Consider the following 20,703-nt stretch of genomic DNA (forward strand, 5'->3'; position numbering starts at 1 on the left):
TCCCACATGTCCGTTTGGAACAGTGCCAGGTGGACTGCGGGCCCCGTCCCTTGGGAAAAGGGCTCGGTTGTGCAATTTATTCCCTAAGTGCAACCATTTTTACAAAGAACATTGGAAATTCGCAGTTCCTTTAATAGTTCGAACCAGGCATTATAAGATTTAAAAAATCTCCCGCCTTAAAATTCTAAATTCCCTAAAGCAGCCATATTTCTTCTTATGATCGCCTGTCTTCTATAGATATATGCGGTAGGATTCACCGGAGTCCATTTTCTTGGATTTGGTAATACCGCAGCTAAAAGTGCTGCCTCACTTTTCAACAAGCTTTTGCACGATTTATGATAATAGGCTTGTGTAGCCGCTTCAGCACCATAAATACCATCCCCCATTTCAATTACATTTAAATAGACTTCCATTATCCTTTGTTTCGACCAAAGCAATTCTATTAAAATTGTGAAATAGGCTTCAAATCCTTTACGGATATATGATCTTCCTGGCCACAGAAAAACATTTTTTGCTGTTTGCTGTGTTATCGTACTCCCTCCTCTGATCTTCTTACCTGTTTTATTCTTTTGATAAGCTTTTCCCAACGCATCAAAATCAAAACCGTTATGGCTTAAAAACTGAGCATCTTCAGCACCAATAACCGCCTTTTTCAAATTCAGAGAGATGTCATCAAAGTCTTTCCATTCTTTTTCTATTTTCCAGGTCTTGCCATCGAATTTTCTTTCGAATGCCCGTGATATCATCAGATAGGTAAACGGAGGATTTATAAAACGATAGGCGAGAACCCAAAGAAATGTGAGTACAAAGAACCATAAAAAGAGTTTCTTTAGATATTTAATCAGCAGATTAGCCACAAGTTTAGATAGGATATTTATTACAACAAAAAAATGCCCCTTAGTAATTTAAGGAGCATTTTCTATATAGCAAAAAGTTTATTATTCAGCAATAACCTCGAAAGGAACCTGAATTTTAACTTCTTTATGTAAGTTTAAGTTTGCTTTGTACTCACCTACAAATTTAACATCAGAATCAAAAGTGATTCTTCTTCTGTCAACATCGAAACCTAATTTTTTCAATGCATCAGCAACCTGAATTGTGTTAACCGCACCGAAGATTTTACCAGTTTCGCCCGCTTTAGCACCAATGCTTAATTTAACATCAGCCAATTTAGCTGCAGTAGCTTCAGCGTCTTTCTTAATTTTCTCTTGTTTAAACTGAGCTTGTTTAATGTTCTCAGCTAAAACTTTCTTTGCCGACTCAGTAGCTAAAATAGCTTGTCCCTGAGGAATCAAATAATTACGGCCGTAACCAGGCTTTACATTAACGACATCGTCTTTCTCGCCTAGTTTTTTTACATCTTGTGTTAAAATTACTTCCATGTGAACAGCCCTCCTTATTTTAAACCATCAGTTACGAATGGTAAGATACCGATAATACGAGCTCTCTTAACAGCTTGAGCTACTTTACGCTGATATTTCAAAGAAGTTCCTGTCAAACGACGAGGTAAAATTTTACCTTGATCGTTGATAAATTTCAATAAAAAGTTAGCGTCTTTGTAATCGATATATTTAATACCGTTCTTTTTAAAACGACAATATTTCTTTCTGTTATCCTCCACCTTGGGAGCAGTAACGTATTGGATTTGATCTTTAGCCATTAGTTTGCTGCCTCCGCTTTTTCAGATTTCTTTTTGTTAAAAGCACCAGAACGTTTTTTCTCATTGTACGCTACAGCATGCTTGTCTAATTTAACAGTTAAGAATCTCATTACACGCTCATCGCGTTTCAATTCTAACTCATACTTGCCGATAACCTCTCCTGATACCTTGTATTCAGTAATGTGGTAATATCCAGTTGATTTCTTCTCAATTGGATACGCCAATTTTTTCAGACCCCAATTATCCTCTTGGACAATCTCGGCTCCATTATCAGTTAAGATTTTAGAGAAATTAGCAATTACTTCTTTCGCTGCCTCTTCTGATAATAACGGGGTAAGAATGATAGTGGTTTCGTATTGACCCATTGTTATTAATAAATTGTTTTTTATCCCTTTACTTTAAAGGACTGCAAAAATAGATATTTATAAATAAAAATGCAACACAACTTTAAGAGTCTGTGTAAAATTATATTACAGTTTCTTTTATAAGCTATTTTAGGCTAAAAAAGACTGCCCAGAAGAAACAGCAGTCGGCTCAAGAAAATATAAAGAAACCACACCCCTCATCGAAATATTAAACAGCTTTGAAAATCAAAATAAAAAAGCGGTTCGGCCGGGAGGCCTACCGCTTTTACACACCTATTAAATTTAAAAATCGTATTGATTTTTGAGGGAAGGCACAACTAAGGCTTTTTTATAGCATTTATATATAAGTAGCTAACAAAACCCATCATCAACTTTGCCCAAAGTTTTGTTTTTCTCATGATTTTACAAATATTTCACAAATATAACTATAAATTTCATATACAGAAAGATCAAAGCAGACTTAGCAGTGTGTTTTTTGAAAAAATATTTTTTTATCAATTTTATTAACATAAACAGCATAAAATATCTTATATTTAAAATAAGTGTATCGCTGTTTTCGCACACACCTTATTCTTTTAAACTGCTTAACCAAATTTATTTTTCACAATATATCTCCCTCTTATTTTCTCAATAATATTGTATTATCTATAACATCTTTATATTTTTGCTAGCAATGGAGAATTTTATCGTATCGGCAAGAAAATATCGCCCTGTCACGTTCGAAAGCGTAGTAGGTCAATTGCATATAACCAATACCTTAAAAAATGCCATCAAAAGCAATCAGCTGGCACAGGCTTTCCTTTTTTGTGGTCCAAGAGGTGTGGGTAAAACTACATGTGCAAGAATTTTAGCAAAAACCATCAATTGTCAAAATCTTACAGCACAGGGTGAAGCTTGCGGAATCTGCGAATCCTGCAATTCTTTCCTGCATGGCAATTCTTTCAATTTCCATGAGCTGGATGCTGCATCCAACAACTCTGTGGATGATATCAGAAATCTTATAGATCAGGTAAGAATTCCACCCCAAGGCGGAAAATACAAGGTTTATATTATTGATGAGGTACATATGTTATCTCAGAGTGCGTTCAATGCTTTCCTAAAAACGCTGGAAGAACCACCTGCCTATGCTATATTTATATTAGCTACAACAGAGAAACACAAAATCCTTCCTACTATATTATCCAGGTGTCAGATTTTCGACTTCAACAGGATAAAAGTGGAAGACATGGCTGGCCACCTTTCCAAAATTGCAACCCGGGAAGAGATTACCTTTGATAATGATGGTCTTCATCTTATCGCCCAAAAAGCCGATGGCGGATTAAGGGACGCGCTCTCTATGTTCGACCAGATTGCAAGTTTTTCCAACAGAAACATCAGCTATCAGGCAGTTATAGATAATCTGAATATTCTTGATTATGACTACTATTTCAAGCTAACTGATTTTCTCAATCAGGAAGACACTGCTTCTACCCTTTTACTATTCAATGAAATATTAAATAATGGGTTCGATGGCAATCATTTCATTAGCGGACTTGCTTCCCATTTCAGAAATGTACTGATATGTAAAGATCCATCCACTGTTCAGCTATTGGAGGTAAGTGAAAATATCAAACAAAAATACCTGGATCAAAGTAAAGCTACATCCAGTTCATTTTTAATCAGTGCGCTCAATATCGCCAACCAGTGTGATTTAAATTATAAAATCAGTAAAAACCAAAGATTACAGGTAGAACTGGCATTAATTAAAATAGCACATCTGCAACAAGCCTTCTCTTTAAGTAAAGATGGAAATGTTCGGGATCATATCGAGCAAGTAAAAAAAAAACCTGAAAATTTAGCACCGCAGGTCAACACAACTATTCCTTCACAGGAAAAAAAAACTCCGTTAGTTACTGAAAATACGAACAGCAAGCCAGCAGCAGCTCCCCCTGTCACCTATCAACAGCCTGATAATTCTGCATCTGTTGTAAGGGAAGAGAAACGGCCTGCCATCAACATTCCTGCCTCTGGAAACAGTCTACTGAAAGGTGGAGGCACTTTGATACCAAATATCAAAAACCCATCTGCTATAAAAACAGTCAAGGAAGATAAAAATGAACCTGAATATGTTACGGGTGTTGCTACTACCCATTTTACACAGGATGATTTTATAAAAGTATGGGTAGATTATTCCAGAATGGCAAAGGAACAGGGAAAAATGAGTTTGGTTTCTCTGATGGACAACTATACCCCTACGTTAAAGGACAATTATAGGATAGAACTTGTACTGGAAAATAAGCTGCAGTCTGAAGAGTTAATTTCTGAAAGGATTGATATCCTCAATTATTTAAGAACAAAACTCTCGAACTTCTCTATCACTTTAGAACCTATCATTGACGAAGTGGTAAGCGAGAGAAAATTATACACTTCCAAAGACAAATATCAGCATATGGTGGATAAGAATCCGAATATCGATCTGCTGAGACAGGCCTTTGGGCTAGAGCTGGATTAGATCAACTGTTCATTACTCCTTAATCCTTGTTCTTGTCACCTTCAATCGGTTTCAGACTTCCTATCTCTTTCTATCATTCTTAGGATATCCTTCCTCGTCCAAATCATCCCGGTAATCCTCAGGAGTTTTAGCGTCTTCTATATCTTCTTCTGTCAGGGTTAAATCTTCATCATCAGAAATATGCATTCCCAAAGCATCCACATTTGTCTCTAAAGACGCATTTTTATCATACTCATCTCCAATAAATGGATTGGCTTCATCATAATCCGAATTAAAATCGTCTCCATTAGGGGCTGTAGTTTCATATGGATCCAGATGCTGATAATCCTTATCTGTTGACTTATCAGGAGCCAGATCTAATTCAAAACTATTTTGTTCCTCATCATAATTCAAATTGGCGTCTCCATACTCGTTTATACGATCCTGATCGTCAGATTTGCCTATATTTTTTTTGCCTTCCATAAAATACTTTTTCCAAAAAACATCATAAACGATGCCATAATCTTACATATTCTTATTTTTCAGCATCCATTCATTTATTAATTTATCTTTTTATTATCTGTAGATTTGTCATTCATTTATAGCTAATGGATACCAGAAAAAGAGAAAATATTAAAATAGGACAAACTGTGGATATTGTTCTAAAAAAAGATCAGCGTACCGGCGAACTTACCAGAGGTATTGTAAAGGGAATACTTACAAAATCTTCGTTCCACACGCATGGCATAAAAGTTATACTGGAAAGCAATCAGGTGGGACGGGTGAAAGTCATTATAGAATGATAATTTTTATATTATTTTTGTCAGAAACCAAATTCTTATAACATGAGCTTATACCCTTTAAAGTTCGAGACCATTTTTAAAGATAAAATATGGGGCGGAAGAAAAATTAAAGATGTTCTGCATAAGGACTTTTCGCCTTTACCTAACTGTGGTGAAACCTGGGAAATCTCAGGCGTATCTTCAGACGTTTCTGTTGTAGCAAACGGTATTTTAAAAGGTCAAAAACTTTCTGATATTTTAGCCGAAGAAAAAGAAAATCTTGTAGGAAAGAAAAATTACCAAACATATGGAAATGAATTCCCTCTTCTGGTAAAATTCATCGATGCTAACGATGATCTCTCTATTCAGGTACATCCTAATGATGAACTTGCAGAGAAAAGACACCACTCTAAAGGCAAGACTGAAATGTGGTATGTTTTACAGGCAGACTCGGGATCTACTTTGATTTCTGGATTTAACCAACCTGTAGACAGGGCTAAATATCTGGAGAAATTCGAATCGGGGCAACTCATGGAAATCTTGAATAAAGAGGAAGTTAGCGCTGGTGATATATTTTTTCTACCAGCCGGAAGAATCCATACTATCGGAAAGGGATTATTGATAGCTGAAATCCAACAAACTTCGGACATTACATATCGTATTTACGATTTCGACCGCGTTGATGATAAAGGAAACAAAAGGGAGCTGCATGTAAAGGAAGCTTTGGATGCTATTGATTTCAATTTTTATAATCAATATAAAACTGACTATAAAAAAGCAAAGAACGAAGCTATAGAAGCTGTAAAATGTCCTTTCTTCACTACCAATGTTTTAGACTATAACGAGTCTACCAATAGAGATTACAGCCAATTGGATAGTTTCGTTATCCATGTTTGTGTAGAAGGGTCTTATTCTTTAGGGTATGATGGAGGTGAACTGGCTGTAAAAAAAGGAGATTGTATTTTAGTCCCTGCCTCTGAGAAAGAAATTCAACTGGAAACCAGTGAAGGCTTTAAGATATTAGAGAGTTATATTGCATAAGTTTGGTTAATCGATTTTGGGTCAGGTTGAGGCTCTCGAAACCTGTGTGCAGGGCTTGACAAAAGACAAAAGGAACAAGGGATAAAGTACTGCATTATATTTCGAGTGCCTCGGAATGCAGTGCTATTAAGTTAAGAAATTTTGCATCACCTTGAGTACAACGAAAGGTCTCACATGCAAGTTTGCTTTTTATATCTAAACTTTACTATTACTAGTTTAACATGACGATACGCTTAACTTAATGACACTGCTCAGGATGACTCCCTATTTTTGTCATTGCGAGAGCCTGTTCCGATTTTTCGGAAAGGTACGACGCGGCAATCTCTTCCATGGTTATTTATAATCCCGCGTATTATTCTTAAAGAAGACCTGTAAAAACTCATTCCAAAAAAACAGCTAAGAAATGCGAATACTTCGATTATCTAGCGGTCCTCGGACAAAAACAAACACGCTATCCTTCGAGCACCTCAGGATGAACCTTTTAAGGTCATCCAACGGGTTATTTACTTATTACATCCGCAACGGGAATATTCAATAAGATAGATTGCCCCAGTGCATCAATTCTCAAAATCAGCCTTTTCTCGTTCTGATATGAAACCATTTCCGCCTCGTACCCTTTAAATTTACCAGAGACAATCTTTACCTTATCTCCACTTTTAATAAATTGTCCCGTCGTTTCTACTGTAAAATCGCCAGATAAATAAGTTTGCAGGAAATTCATCTCCATATCCGGAACAGAAGCAATCTTACCGGAAAAGTAAATAAACCTTACCACCCCCGGCGTTCTCACCACCTGATCATACTGTAAATAATTAATATGGATAAAAACATAGGATTTAAACAGAGGCTCATCCACCCATTTCTTTCGGTCGCTCCATTGCTTAAGAATCTTTTGCGAAGGCAGATAAACTTCTATTCCCTGCTTCAACAAATTCTCGGCTACCTTCTTTTCAAATCTGGGTTTTGTATAAATTGGGTACCACCTATGTCGCTCATCTATCTTCAGCATAACTTAGACTTACTTCCAAAGATATTCAATCTTTAGTTCCTTTCTCTCTTTAATCCTTAACAGTATAGTAGTTATCCAGTTAATTAACATGCAAACAACAAAAAACAAAGCTATTAATAGCCCATTTCCAAAGCCTCTAAAAATAATAGCCAGGTATATAAATAAAATATTGGTTATCGCCAGAGCGAGTGTTGCTTGTAAATGAGAAAATCCCAATTTCAATATTCTGTGGTGAATATGGTTTCTATCTGCACTGAAAGGAGATCTGCCCTGCATAATCCTCAACATAAAAACCCGGAAGGTATCAAATAAGGGTATAATCAATACCGATACTGCCGTTGCCGGTGCAGATAAAAATGCAGGGCGTGGCATTGTACTGCTAAACTTATTCAGTTCGATAAATTTGATGGCCAATACAATCGAAATCAATCCCACCAACAGACTTCCTGTATCTCCCATAAATATTCTTGATGGAGAGAAATTATAATACAGAAAACCAGCCAGGGCTCCTACCAAACTAAACGCTAAAATAGCCAGCCCCAGTTCACCCATATGTATAAACATCACTGCAAAAGTCAGGCTTACAATAATACCAATTGTTCCGGCCAAGCCATCAATACCATCTATCAAATTAAAGGCATTGATAAAAAACATAATGATTAATACCGACAATGAAATACTGGAAAAGTAATTGATATCCCACATTCCGAAAACTCCGTACAAGCTGCTTAACCTTACATCCCCCATCGTTACTAAAATCAATGCTACAATAAACTGCATGATAAACTTAGTTGTCGGACTTGTACCCGCCAGATCATCCTTCAGGCCTACCGCAAAAAGTATGATACAGGAAGTCAGTAAGACATTTGTTGACAATACATCATCGTACTTGGCAAAAAGTAAAGAAACAATCGTAAATGCACAAAATATGGCTACCCCTCCCAAACGCGAAATACCATGCTGATGGTCTTTTCGATCCTTCTCCAGATCATCATACAGATGCCTTGTGTTTGCTACAAATATGATAGAGGGTATTGCAAAAAAGGTTACCGCAGCAGAGAGCATTATAATCAATACGTTATATAGCCAGGGCCATTCCAGGTTTAGTGACATGGTTTAGTAGTTTTTTGTCTATAGATTCTATTTTAAATTTATATTATTTTATAACCACAAAGGGGCGCAATTTCTTAAAGATACTGGTAACGAGTGTATTCACTTATCTCCTATTCAAATCTCTCTGCGTTCTTTGTATACTCTCCGTGTTCTTTGCAGTTAATATGACTGTTCATCTATTTTATATATTGCCCTATTTTGCGCAATGGTTTCAATGCTGCAACCAAAAACGGAAAAGCCACGCCATTTACTTTCATTGCCGCCCGGTCTTCCGCATTCGCCCTTATGCGGTTCTTCAAAGTTTTATTGCTTATTCCCCCAACCCGCATCTTCACCAAAACCTGTGGCAAATAAGCAGTTTCTATTTTATATTTATATAAAAAACGTAATATCAAATCGTAATCTGCAGCCGAACGATATTGTAAATCATAAAGCCCATACTTATGGAAGCATTCCGTTTTAATAAACAATGCCGGGTGTGGTGGCATCCATCCATAAGCCAGCTTAGCTAAATCGTAACTACCTGACTTCCAGTTTCTGACCACTTTATCCGTATTATCACGCTCTACATAAAGCAAATCACCATAAACCGCATCTAAATGAGGATTGGCTTTAAAAGCTTCCGCCACGTTATTCAACACCTCTGCATTATAAAACATATCGTCTGAATGCAATATGCCTATAATATCTCCCGAGGCAAGCTTTACCCCTTTATTCAATGCATCATAAATCCCTCCATCTTGCTCAGAAATCATCTTACCAACAATTGCCGACTTTTCTATAATTTGTAAAGTTTCATCTGTTGATCCTCCATCTACCAATACCAGTTCTTTTTCAGCATAACTTTGTTCTTTAAAAGATTCCAAAGCATCGGCTAAAAAGCTGGCAGAATTATAGGTTGAGGTAATAATAGATATCAACATTCTATTCCTTTTCTGCGTTATCTTCTCTTTTCATTTTCAAAGCTTTGTAGCCTAAGGCTGCTCCGCCTGCAAGTAATGCGAAAGCTCCACCGTCTATGGGAACATCTCCCCATGGATCTGGAGGAGCTCCGCCATCATCACAAAAAGGATCCTCTTCTGGACATTGTGCATAGATTGCGATACAACAAAAAGACAGGCTTAAGCTCAACAAAATATATTTTAATCCTTTCATTTTTCTTACTAGTTTTTAACAATCTTCTCCATACCAATTCTCTGTCCACTGGATCCTAACAATTCAATCATATAAACTCCGATTTTTAAATCTTCAACAGGCAGATTAACCTCTTCGATATGTTCTCCTGAAAATTGAACAGATCTTATTAACGAGCCATTAGCTCCTAAAATATTCGCAGTCAATTTTCCGTAAAAAGCATTGCTGGTTTTAAACTTAACTTCACCCTTTACAGGATTTGGATATAAAACAAATACCTTATTTGAGACCGTTAAATCGATTTTTACAGTCTTGATCGAGGTTACCTTTCCCACTCCATCAGCGTTTACCTGCTTAATTCTATAGTAATTATTACCCATATTTGGTTGCTGATCTACATACAAATAACTTCCTATGCCTACTGCATTTATCTTTGCTATTTCTTTAAAAACACCTCCATCATATCCCTTCTCTATTATATAGATATAGTCCTTTTCTTCTTTTACTACGCTCCATTTAAGCTCAACTACATTATCCAATTTTTTAACATCAAAACTAGTAAATTCCACAGGTAGTACACCGGATGGATTGTATGATAAAGAAAGCCTATTGCTACCGAAAGTATTAGCATTGCTTGTGTTTACTACAAAATCATATCGCCTATTGCTTTCGCTTATAATCTGCTCCGTATTTGTAAAAGCATCTTTCAATACTAGTAATTTATCTGCTATTTCAGGAATTTCATCAAAATTCAAAGTCATTACAGAACTAACCTTATTATTGACATTCAACTTCAAAGGGAGCTCCAAATCGTTGGAAGACATCAAGTTTATAGCCAAGGGCTTATTATCTGAAGACTGAGTGGATAGATTAATATTGTATCCCGAACCTGCCATATAAGGAGAGTCTTGTCCATCAGCGAGAGAACTAAATCCAGAATCAAACGCAACAATAGTCTCCTCTGAAAATGGCCCACTGCTTAGACGTAGTTTTAGTAAAGTTGGCTTCTCCAATGTAAAATTAGCAACAGGCACTAATAAAACTTTGCCAGATCTCGATTCTAAAACATTTCTTTCTTTTACATTTAATAGTCTTGCCGGCACTTCATTTATATTTTTATGCGACTCCCGGAAACTTAGCGTCCCTCCCCCTACATTTGCATAAACATAAAAGCCCTGCCCTGGTTGTATATATCTGGATCCACCGTTAACCCCTACACCTAAAGCAGCATTATACGTTGCCATTGGCCGTCCTCCAAAAACCACTGAAATAGAAGGTGTTAAATTAGATGAAGAAGCATATACTTTATGCCAGTCTATCGTTGCTGGATATGGATTCCCTCCAATAAAGGCGCCTTGCAAAGTAGTTTTAGCAGAATTATACCCAATAGGCACGTCTATATTCCCTTTATTAATAGGTCCGGCATAAGTTAATGAGACACTCTCCGCATCAACAAAAGGCTGCCTTAATTTCCCTGGTGTAGAATCTTTAAAATCCCTATTTCCAATAAAAAGATACAAAAAACCTCTTCCTCCGCCTGAAGGACTATTTATATTTGGTAGAGGAACAAAAGAGTTTGATGTTAAACTATTATCATAAGTCAACACCATATCTGCGTTTTTAAGGCCTGAGGGAACTTCATCAAAACCATTCACAACTCCACCATTTCCTGTAATAATCATATATTTCTTCAACTGTGCGAACGTCTTATCTCCAGAAATCAATGCGTCATTAATAGGAGAAGACATAGTTCGACTTCCTCTTACAGCTCCATAATCTATCCCACTTAAAAATGATTGAATCTTTACTTCACCAACAACATCTGCAGTACCTTGCAAAGGGCCTATATTAGCATTAGAACTGGGTGAAGCTAATAAAGTCAGGTTTCCATTAGCATTTAAAACAGCATTGTTCACTGTTACATTATTACTCACTGTAGCCGGAGCCGTAATTGTTTTTGTTCCCGCTCCTGCAACATCTAAATCATAATAGGAAATTCCAGCCACATTCTGATTGCCAGAACCATTATAAGATATCTTATAGGTACTAGTATTTACAGAACTTGCCCCGCTGACATCAAAATCATTGCTAATTGAGAGATTCCCTGTTAAAGTTTTAGCACTTTCTGAAAGTTTCAAATTATTATATTGGCCGCTAACTATAGTCTGGGTAGAACTTCCATTGTACTCTACAGTACCATTCCATGTTTTGCCTGTACTTAATGGATTTACCGAAGTATTTTGTGTTCTTAATGTTCCGCCTCCAGACAAACCAATAGCGCCAGTAGTGATTAGAGCATTGGCCCCCAAGTCCAAATAACCATTTGAAATATTTAAACCTCCATTCACAGTTAAATTGCCCGACCTTAGGGTAACTCCTGAACTATTATCTATGGTTAAATTATTGACACTTGCCGGCAGGCCTGTGCCTGTTTGCTGTGCTATAGAAGCATTAAATACATAATTGGCGTTAGGGCTAAAAGTCCGGACTCCTGTAGATTGAATAGCTCCGGTTGTTCCTGTTAATGCTATTCCTTCTGGATGGGCTGTGATTAAAGTAACGCCATCTTGGACAGTAAACGTACCGGTAACTAAGTTACTTATAGTAGAAGTCGCTAAATTTACTATACTGTTTTCAGACACTTGAAACCGTAGTGCCCCGTAAAAATGCCCACTATTAATATCTATTTTCTGCTCTGACGTACCAGAAAATATAATAACCCCTTTACTACTTCCGGATCCTTTTGCAAAATAGCCTCCTTGTAAATTCACGTCGCCAGTTACTCTTAATGTTGTTGTTAAAGAAGCATTGTTGGTATTTATCATTGCAAAATAACCATCATATTGTAGTAGATTTTTTATCTTAAAATCCGAATTCGTAACTGACAAATTGGCTCCACCAAGCCCCGTACTTAATATAGTAAAGTTATTTCTTACCGTTGCATTAACTATCAATAAAGAGGGACCGGTATTTACCAGTTGATTAGGACAATTCCAAGTTAAATTAAAAAAGTTTTGGTTTGCACCTTGAATCCCTCCGTTCGAGCTTGTAAAGCCTATTATCTGACAATCTGATCCATCTTCCCAAGTAGCTAAAGGTATTGTTCCTGGAGACGCCTTATAATTATGCTGATAGACCCCTTGACTATAAAAAACCAAACTTCCCATTGGTGTTACAGTTCCTTCACTTTTTAAAATCCCCGATACACCGAAATCTGTAGTTGCAGCACCGTTAGCTATAATCAAAGTAATTCCGGATAATACATCTACTGTACCACCAACTTCTATTTCTACATCATCCAGTGTTATATTTGCTGTCACTATTGCGGTATGCCCATACCGAATCTGGATTTTAGTGGCATCTGTATTTGGAATTAATGTTGCATTAGACCAGACAATATTGTCTACAGAACTTTCCCAAGTATTTATATCGTTCCAATTCCCACTTTGTTTGGTTCGGAAATAATCTGTAGCAGAGCTTGCTTTTACTACTTTAGAGAGCGCCATTATAGCACATACAGATACAATATATCTAAAAAGTATATTTTTCACCATACGCCAGTTTAAGTTCTACAAAAATATAAAATTTTAATATAAGCTTATCATTTTCACATAATTAAACAAGAATATACCTAATTTTAGGTATATTCAAGAAAATAATTTGAGCAGACTGCTTAAATCCTTCATTGCATGTTCAACTTCCGCAACGGTGTTAATATGTGTTTGTGAAGTTTTTCACTCTGTTCAAAATGACGAAAGGATGAAGCGATACAAGGATCGTCATCTATGTAATTTAACGTGAGTTCGGGATAATAGAATTGTCTTTTTAAAGAACAAAAAATAGATTAAATTACTGATTATCAAATAATTAAGCATATTTTATTATATTTAAGTACCAAATTAAAACTATAACTTGATATGCTTACTCCTTCTAAAGTTACCGAAATTTTTGTTCAAGTTGATATTTCTGTAAAGAATTTGAACTTGAGATCATCCAACATAAGCTTAATGCGGGAAATTGCAAAGCCAGAAACCGTAAGGCCTCACTTGCTGATAGTGAGATCATCACTATTCTGATAGCTTTTCATACCGGACATTTCACCAATCTCAAGCACTTTTACATTGGTCACATCTGTTCTTATTACAGAGATTATTTTCCTGGACTTGTATCCTATAACCGTTTTGTAGAACTGCAGCAAAGAGTAGCGATACCCATGATGCTGTTTCTGAAAAACAGATGTCTGGGACAGTCCCATGGCATCAACTTTATCGATTCTACACATATCAAAGTATGCCATAACAGGCGCATACATAGCCATAAAGTGTTTTCCCTGGTTGCAGAGCGAGGGCAATGTTCCATCGGATGGTTCTATGGATTCAAGCTTCACCCGATCATCAATGACAGGGGGGAAATATTATCCTTTTATCTTACAAAGGGCAATTGATGACCTCTATGACCCAGCAGGATATTCGGCAAGCTGTTTGGGACAAAGGTTACATATCAAAAGCATTAGCTGATCTGCTCTGGGGAAATGGTGTTCAAATGATTACCAAACCAAGAAAGAACATGAAGGATTTTAACATCTCGCAAGCTGATAAGATTATGCTCAGAAAAAGAGCCTTAATCGAATGTGTGAACGATGAATTAAAGAATATATGCAAGCTGCAGCATACCGGGCACCGTTCGGTAAATAACTTCCTGATGAACACAATGGGCGCACTTTGTGCCTATCATTTCTTCCCTAAAAAGCCCTCTAAAGACAGACAGATGTTATTGACCGCTTAAACCGAATTCACGTTTATTTAACAATACCCTCTCTGCACATTGAGCATACTCCCTGCTCCAAAGGAGTCCCTTCGAGAAAGGTCGAGATGGTTGCTATGAAAGGAAGCCTTTACCATATTTCCGCTTCTTGTTCAATAAGCACAGGAATCAAATTAAAGAAAACAGTATTAGGAACTAAGATATAATATAACACTTCCTTCATTATTTAAAGAAGTATCTTGAAAATAGCTTAGAAATATTTGCTAATGGGATTTTTCACTCCGTTTAAAATGACGAAAAGATGAAGCGATGCAAGGATCGTAATCCATGTTAATTTAACAAAACCCTCTGCCACTTGGGCATCTCTCCCTACTCCAAAGGAGTCCCTTAGGGAATAGGGCGAGAATGTTGCTATGAAAGGAAGCACTTTCTTGTCATTCCAAATCTCGCTGAAACGGCGGGCAGCCATACCTCTCCAAATAACACCAAAAGCAACAAACCAACACACTTCTTTTCCAGTATCTTATAAAAAACATGTTCTTTTTTTCCACACGAAAAAAAATCACTAATATTGAGCCTTATTACTAAACCACCTAATGTTTAATTATTGTAAAACACTACTATTATTTAGTTTTGTAGTCTTTACCCTAAGTTCCTGTTCTTCGAGAAGGAATATTCTATTTAATACGGTTAATGAAAAAAGCATCCCTGATTTGCCTGTATATACTGTACAAGAAGGCTCTACAGAGTCAAACACAAAAGAACAGATTATACAACCCGGCGATTTATTAAGTATACGCAACTTGCAGAATGAAGCATTAATATCCGGCCTGGGTGGACAGAATCTGCAAACGATGAGCCATACCAACAGCATAGGATATCGTGTAGAAGCAGATGGTACTGTTTTACTTCCAGTTATTGGCAAAGTGAAATTGGGTGGCATGGACCGTTTACAGGCACAGGAGGAATTAAACCGACTTTATCAGACTCAATTGCTAAATGCTCCTATTATCACCCTGCAGATCAGCAACCTGACGGTTACTTTCCTGGGGGAATTTGGCAGACAAGGTAATTTTATCTTACAAAAAGACCAGGTACACCTGGTACAGATGCTGGGCGAAGCGGGCGGATTGAATACACGCGCTAACAAAAGGAAAGTTAAAATTATACGTGGTGATCTAAAACATCCTGAAGTGTTAATTGCCAATCTGGAAGATATCAATAGCCTCTCTGACCCCAGGTTAATGCTTAGAAACAATGACGTTGTTTATGCGGAACCCCGCGGCGCATTCCAGACTTTAGACCGCTTAGGTCCTACCACTTCGCTATTGGGGATAGGGTTAAGCATATTAAATATTTATCTGTTAATCTCCAATTTAAGCAAATAATGGCCGGTACCGATAAACGTGTGAAACAAGAGATTAACTACGCTAAATTCTTTAATATTATATTAAGCAGATGGTATTGGGTAACCCTTACCCTGTTACTTTCTTTGGGTGCAGCTTATGCCTATTTATGGTATACCCCAAAAATCTATAGTACCTCTGCTTTTCTTAAATTCGAAGAAAAACAGCCTAACCTGAGTAATTCCGTAAGTTTAGCTCCGCTCACACGCACTTATACTAATAAAATATTATCAGAAAGCTGGACCTTCAAAAGTAGAAAAGTAATACAGGAAGCTGTTAGCCTGATTGACTGGCAGGTGAGCTATTTTCTAAAGGGAAAAATCAGAATTACCGATCTGTATCCAAACAAACCTTTTACAGTACATATCCTCAAGCAGGATTCTTCTTTTTATAACCAGGCTATAGATATTACGCCTTTAGAGAAAGGATTCCGACTGGAATATGCCAATCACAAAAAAGATTATGCATTTGGCAGCCCTATCAATATACCAGGTATCAGCTTCTATATCGAAGCTAAAGACAAGCTATCTACTGTAGCCACTTACCAGATCAAGTTCAACTATCCTTCTGAATTTTATGGCAGGATGGGCGCCAATCTCAACATTTCGGAGACAGCGAAATACTCTAATATAGCCAGCGTATCTAAAACAGATGAAAACCCCTATTTTGCTGCTGATGCATTAAATGCTATTATTAAAGTTTACCTGTCTCAGGATCTGCAGAATAAATCCCAGTCTGCCAAACAGATTATCGAATTTATTGATACCCAGCTAGATCAGCTATCCAGCTCTGTACGACTATCTGGGGAGAAATTACAAAACTTCAAACAGTCTAATAATTTTCTGGATTTAAGTTCGAGTGCGTCCACTGCACTAGCCGAAGTTACTAAGCTAGAAACGGCGATGCGCACCGCAGACATCCAGCTTTTACAACTGGAGCAATTGCAAAAGCAGTTTTTGAAGAATAATCAAACCATCAGCTTAAATTTTAACCTGGATGGCACCGTAGATCCTATGCTCAGCAACCTGCTAAACCAATGGAATACTTTAGTACAGGAACGTATCTCGTTAGTAGGAACATATAAAGAAAATGCCAAACCTATAATAGATATTGACAGCAAGCTGGATATCATCAGATCTGCTGCAGAGGAGAATATCAAGTCGAGTATTAACCGGATTAAACAGTTCAAAAACTTTAATCAGGCCGAACTAAATAAAGCTTATACCTCTTTGCAAAGCATGCCCTCACAGGAAAGGCAACTGTTTGGCCTGCAAAGAGATTATAATATCAACGACAAGATCTATAGCTTTTTGTCGGAAAAAAAACTAGAAGCACAGATTAGCAAAGCTTCCATTATGCCTGATGCCAGCTCTATAGATCCTGCTATACCTAATTTTGCTCCGGTATCTCCTGTTGCCAATGCTGTATGGCGTTTTGCTTTTGTTATTGGCATTCTGTCTGGCGTAGGCTTAATCTTTTTAGCGAGAGCACTCAATCCTTATATTTACGATAAGGAGACTATCGAAAGTATCAGTAATACTCCTATCATTGGAATTATCCGTCATTTCCCGGTAAAGGTAGATGAAAACAACACCCAAATTTTAACTGCTTTAAAACCTAAGTCTGTTTTTGCGGAATCGGTACGTTCGGTAAGAACTAACTTAAGTTTTATCGCCAGCGAGAAATCCAGCAAGGTCATTTTTGTTTCTTCGGAAATCGCAGGTGAAGGTAAATCTTTTGTTACCATCAACCTGGCCAGCAGTCTGGCATTGATCGATAAAAAAGTGATTATTATAGCAGCGGACTTACGTCGTTCTAAAGTGCATCATACTTTCGATATTAAGAGTAAGGCGGGCCTGAGTACCTATCTGGCGCATAAAAACAATCTGGATGATATTATCCATCACACTCAACAGGAAAATATGGATTTAATTGTTGCGGGGCAAAATCCGCCTAATCCATCGGAGCTGATGTATTCGCCCAGATTATTGGAAATGATTGAAGAATTGAAAAAGAGATATGATTATATTCTCTTCGATACGGCACCTATAGGCCTGGTTTCCGATGCTTTACCACTTATTCAATATTCCGATATTAATCTATTTGTCATCCGTACCGGTGTTTCCAAACTTTCTGCTGCAGAAATTCCTGACCGTATCAATAATGAACATGAGTTAAAAAATACTTATATAATTCTGAACGACTACCGTCCGGAAGTGCTTTATTCAACATATTACAATACTAAATACAATGATAACTACGCCGGTTACTATTATGCAAACAATACCGGTTATGACTATGGGTATTATACGGATGAAATGAAGAAAAAGTCCTGGTGGAAGTTTTGGGATAAATAGTTCATTAGTTATCCTTTTGTTCTTCGTTCGTTGGTAAAATAACCGTCTGAATCACAGATTATACAGATACAAAGAACACCATGAACGAACATATCAGACAGCGATAAATATCGTCCAAATTTGCAGAATTCCAGTCAGAATGCGCCATTCGGTTCTCAGAATCGAAGCACGGCAATGATTCTGCGAGAGCCTCAGGGTGACACGGGACTGTGTATCAAACTTCAATCTTCGCAAAGCAATTTCGGGATGTATTCGAGACAGGTTCGAGACAGCTTCCAGAATTGTTCGGGAAATCTTGCAGTTTCTTCGAGTGTTCTTCGACAATCCTTCGACAAAAGGTACTGTTTCTTCGACAAGTGTTCGACAAACCTTCGGCAAGTGCCGAAGCAAACCCGAAGGATTCCCGAAGAAAAGTCGGGTTTGGTATTCATCTGTCTCGAATCAATCTGGATTTAATCACCTTATTTTATTTAAACTGCTTCAAACAAAGGGAAGGATTTCCCCTCCCTCCCGGAGTATTGTGTATCGGAATCCGTTGCCTATGGTCCAAAATGACTGTCTGAATCACAGATTATACAGATTAAAACATTCCACGGAATCTGCGAAGACAACAATCCGCAGAATCACCCGTCAGGTTTACCTGGAGTTCCAGTCTTCAAACTTTAACGATTCAGTTGTGTACAAGCACTTCGTTCATTAATTATTCGTTCATTCAAGCTATGTTTCAAAATCATGCGATAAAGCATGTATAGCCTCATAATTCTTTTGTCTTTAAACACTTTTAATCAGAAAATTATAATATTTTTGCGACACTAAACTAGCCTAAACTCTTCCCACCTTTTTGGGACTGAGGAGGCGGAGCCGTGAGCGGCCAAAATGTCTTCGAATTGGTTCCTTCAAAATCCAAAATATTATTGTACTGAATTTCTGATATTTTAAAGATGATCAGGAATAAAATTAGAGAAAAGCCCGACCCTTCAAGAACCTCAGGACTCGAAACCTTGAGCATGAGAAAAAACATCTTGGGAGTTTCACGGTGATATGTGTTTACAGAAGCCACATTGACCCTTCGACAGGTTCAGGATGACTTTTAGAAATGTAGCGAAAATAGTAATGAATGGCGAAAGCCTCAGGCAGCGCATTGACTTAAGTGAGCCGAATTAAGAAATTATTATAACATTGACTAAGAAAGTCCTATTTCTTACTTTAAAGACTTTTAGTTTTACCGGAGGTATTGAAAAAGCCTGCCGTACACTTATCAGTGCGTTAAAATCCATACCTGAAGTCCAGCTACAAGTTTGGTCTATGTATGATGATACAGCTCAGGTGGATCCTAAATATATTACTTCTCCCCAATTCAAAGGTTTCAATAATAAAAAGCTACATTTTGCCAAAAAAATATTTACACAATCATCCTATTTCGATACGGTAGTTTTAAGCCATATCAATCTGTTGTTATTTGGGTTGATAATAAAGTGGCTTGCCCCAAAAACAAAAATCATTCTTTGGGCACACGGTATTGAAGTATGGCGAGCAATTCCTAAATGGAAGAAGAACTTTATACAGAGAAGTTGTGGGATATGGGCAGTTAGTACGTTTACAAAAAATGAATTGATCAGGCTTCACCAACTTAATGAATCTCAAATACAGGTGGTAAATAATTCATTAGATCCCTTTTTCACAGTTGACAAACCTTTACAAAAGCCTGATTATCTATTGGAGCGATATGGCATCGGAAAAGAACAAAAGGTCTTTTTCACATTGACCAGGTTATCGCATACAGAACACCAAAAGAATTACGATACTATTATTTCCTGTATTGAAAAGTTGAAGACCATTTATCCTGATATTATTTATCTTATTGGTGGTAAAGCGGACACAGTAGAACAGGAAAGACTAAGTCAGCTGATTGCGTCAAAAGATCTGACAGCACAAGTCAAATTAATTGGTTTTGTTCCAAACAGCGAATTAGAAGACCATTATTTACTCGCTGATTATTTTGTCTTACCGAGTCAAAAAGAAGGCTTCGGCATTGTATTTATAGAAGCTACTGCAAATGGTTGTAATGTATTGGCCGGCAATCAGGATGGCAGTGTGGATGCGCTAAGAAATGGAGAATTAGGCATATTAGTTAATCCGAACGACCCAAAAGAAATTTATACAGGTTTAGAGCGAATGATGCTGCATCCAATTGATAAGGACAAACAACGGGAATTGACTCTGAAGCATTTTTCGTTTGAGAGCTATGAAAAACGGATTGAGGAGTTGTTGTTGGGAGAGGAAATCCTTTATGATACATCATACTGAACTTGTTTGGCTAAAGCCTTGGGTACCTGATGAGATTGGATTGCTTCACAAGCTCGCAATGACATTCATAGGAGCGTCATTACGAGCCATAGCGAAGTAATCTTTCCATAAATAAAGTTAAACACAAGCAGAAATAGATTGCCACGTCGTTCCTTTCCGAAAAATCGGAACAGGCTCTCGCAATGACATTCATAGGAACGTCATTACGAGCCATAGCGAAGTAATCTCTATGAACAAAAAAGTCTCGCTTCCTCTCAATGACACACTTTTGTCGTCTATGGTGTTTGTAACACCT

Annotated in this window: 17 protein-coding genes and 1 pseudogene; 7 read left to right on the top strand and 11 right to left on the bottom strand. The window is 37.3% G+C overall.

All coding sequences use genetic code 11. The features are described from left to right. Positions 1-176: 176 nt before the first annotated feature. From mtgA to rpsF, 4 genes are all read right to left on the bottom strand, one after another. Positions 177-857 (bottom strand): monofunctional biosynthetic peptidoglycan transglycosylase, encoded by a 681-nt coding sequence (mtgA, locus tag PEDSA_RS11495; RefSeq protein WP_013633326.1) that lies wholly within the window; start codon positions 855-857, stop codon positions 177-179. Between the two features lie 81 nt (positions 858-938). After that, positions 939-1,382, bottom strand: a complete 444-nt coding sequence (rplI, locus tag PEDSA_RS11500; RefSeq protein WP_013633327.1) for a 50S ribosomal protein L9 — start codon at positions 1,380-1,382, stop codon at positions 939-941. 14 nt (positions 1,383-1,396) lie between these two features. Beyond that, positions 1,397-1,660, bottom strand: coding sequence for a 30S ribosomal protein S18 (gene rpsR, locus PEDSA_RS11505; protein ID WP_013633328.1), 264 nt, complete (start codon positions 1,658-1,660; stop codon positions 1,397-1,399). Next, positions 1,660-2,025 (bottom strand): 30S ribosomal protein S6, encoded by a 366-nt coding sequence (gene rpsF / locus PEDSA_RS11510; protein ID WP_013633329.1) that lies wholly within the window; start codon positions 2,023-2,025, stop codon positions 1,660-1,662. The genes rpsR and rpsF overlap by 1 nt, the downstream gene beginning before the upstream one ends. A 673-nt stretch (positions 2,026-2,698) precedes the next feature. Between rpsF and PEDSA_RS11515 the strand changes: the two genes are divergently transcribed. Continuing rightward, a complete protein-coding gene (locus tag PEDSA_RS11515) occupies positions 2,699-4,516 on the top strand; it encodes a DNA polymerase III subunit gamma/tau (RefSeq protein WP_013633330.1) in 1,818 nt (605 codons plus the stop codon). 60 nt (positions 4,517-4,576) lie between these two features. On the opposite strand, the gene PEDSA_RS11520 is transcribed toward PEDSA_RS11515, so the two are convergent. Continuing rightward, positions 4,577-4,978: a hypothetical protein gene (locus tag PEDSA_RS11520; protein WP_013633331.1), complete on the bottom strand. Its 402-nt coding sequence runs from the start codon at positions 4,976-4,978 to the stop codon at positions 4,577-4,579. Positions 4,979-5,103: 125 nt separating this feature from the next. Here PEDSA_RS11520 and PEDSA_RS11525 point away from each other — a divergent pair, with 125 nt between their 5' ends. Continuing rightward, a complete protein-coding gene (locus PEDSA_RS11525; protein ID WP_013633332.1) occupies positions 5,104-5,298 on the top strand; it encodes a YwbE family protein in 195 nt (64 codons plus the stop codon). A gap of 42 nt (positions 5,299-5,340) precedes the next feature. Further along, positions 5,341-6,318, top strand: a complete 978-nt coding sequence (locus tag PEDSA_RS11530) for a type I phosphomannose isomerase catalytic subunit (protein ID WP_013633333.1) — start codon at positions 5,341-5,343, stop codon at positions 6,316-6,318. 499 nt (positions 6,319-6,817) lie between these two features. On the opposite strand, the gene PEDSA_RS11535 is transcribed toward PEDSA_RS11530, so the two are convergent. The 5 genes from PEDSA_RS11535 to PEDSA_RS11555 all read right to left on the bottom strand — a co-directional run bounded on the left by PEDSA_RS11535 (position 6,818) and on the right by PEDSA_RS11555 (position 13,128). Then, entirely contained in the window at positions 6,818-7,327 is a 510-nt protein-coding gene (locus PEDSA_RS11535) for a UpxY family transcription antiterminator (RefSeq protein ID WP_013633334.1), read from the bottom strand. Positions 7,328-7,336: 9 nt separating this feature from the next. Beyond that, positions 7,337-8,440 carry an MraY family glycosyltransferase gene (locus PEDSA_RS11540; protein ID WP_013633335.1) on the bottom strand — a complete coding sequence of 368 codons (1,104 nt, stop codon included), beginning with the start codon at positions 8,438-8,440 and terminating at the stop codon, positions 7,337-7,339. A gap of 176 nt (positions 8,441-8,616) precedes the next feature. Beyond that, a complete protein-coding gene (locus PEDSA_RS11545) occupies positions 8,617-9,363 on the bottom strand; it encodes a glycosyltransferase family 2 protein (RefSeq protein ID WP_013633336.1) in 747 nt (248 codons plus the stop codon). 1 nt (position 9,364) lies between these two features. Continuing rightward, positions 9,365-9,595 carry a PID-CTERM protein-sorting domain-containing protein gene (locus PEDSA_RS11550; RefSeq protein ID WP_013633337.1) on the bottom strand — a complete coding sequence of 77 codons (231 nt, stop codon included), beginning with the start codon at positions 9,593-9,595 and terminating at the stop codon, positions 9,365-9,367. 8 nt (positions 9,596-9,603) lie between these two features. Continuing rightward, on the bottom strand, positions 9,604-13,128 hold the full coding sequence (locus PEDSA_RS11555) for a T9SS type A sorting domain-containing protein (RefSeq protein WP_013633338.1): 3,525 nt from the start codon (positions 13,126-13,128) through the stop codon (positions 9,604-9,606). A 363-nt stretch (positions 13,129-13,491) separates the two neighbouring features. On the opposite strand from PEDSA_RS11555, the pseudogene PEDSA_RS20650 reads away from it, so the two are divergent. Next, positions 13,492-14,359, top strand: a pseudogene (locus PEDSA_RS20650) (IS982 family transposase). Positions 14,360-14,588: 229 nt separating this feature from the next. Here the strand turns inward: PEDSA_RS20650 and PEDSA_RS11570 are convergent. Continuing rightward, positions 14,589-14,846 (bottom strand): hypothetical protein, encoded by a 258-nt coding sequence (locus tag PEDSA_RS11570; RefSeq protein ID WP_148233528.1) that lies wholly within the window; start codon positions 14,844-14,846, stop codon positions 14,589-14,591. Positions 14,847-14,934: 88 nt separating this feature from the next. Here PEDSA_RS11570 and PEDSA_RS11575 point away from each other — a divergent pair, with 88 nt between their 5' ends. From PEDSA_RS11575 to PEDSA_RS11590, 3 genes are all read left to right on the top strand, one after another. Further along, positions 14,935-15,726: a polysaccharide biosynthesis/export family protein gene (locus PEDSA_RS11575; RefSeq protein ID WP_013633340.1), complete on the top strand. Its 792-nt coding sequence runs from the start codon at positions 14,935-14,937 to the stop codon at positions 15,724-15,726. Further along, on the top strand, positions 15,726-18,101 hold the full coding sequence (locus tag PEDSA_RS11580) for a GumC family protein (RefSeq protein WP_013633341.1): 2,376 nt from the start codon (positions 15,726-15,728) through the stop codon (positions 18,099-18,101). Before PEDSA_RS11575 ends, PEDSA_RS11580 begins: the two co-directional genes overlap by 1 nt. A 1,179-nt stretch (positions 18,102-19,280) precedes the next feature. Then, entirely contained in the window at positions 19,281-20,408 is a 1,128-nt protein-coding gene (locus PEDSA_RS11590; RefSeq protein ID WP_013633342.1) for a glycosyltransferase family 4 protein, read from the top strand. Positions 20,409-20,703 lie beyond the last annotated feature (295 nt).

The sequence above is a fragment of the Pseudopedobacter saltans DSM 12145 genome (assembly GCF_000190735.1).
GTDB classification, from domain to species: domain Bacteria; phylum Bacteroidota; class Bacteroidia; order Sphingobacteriales; family Sphingobacteriaceae; genus Pseudopedobacter; species Pseudopedobacter saltans.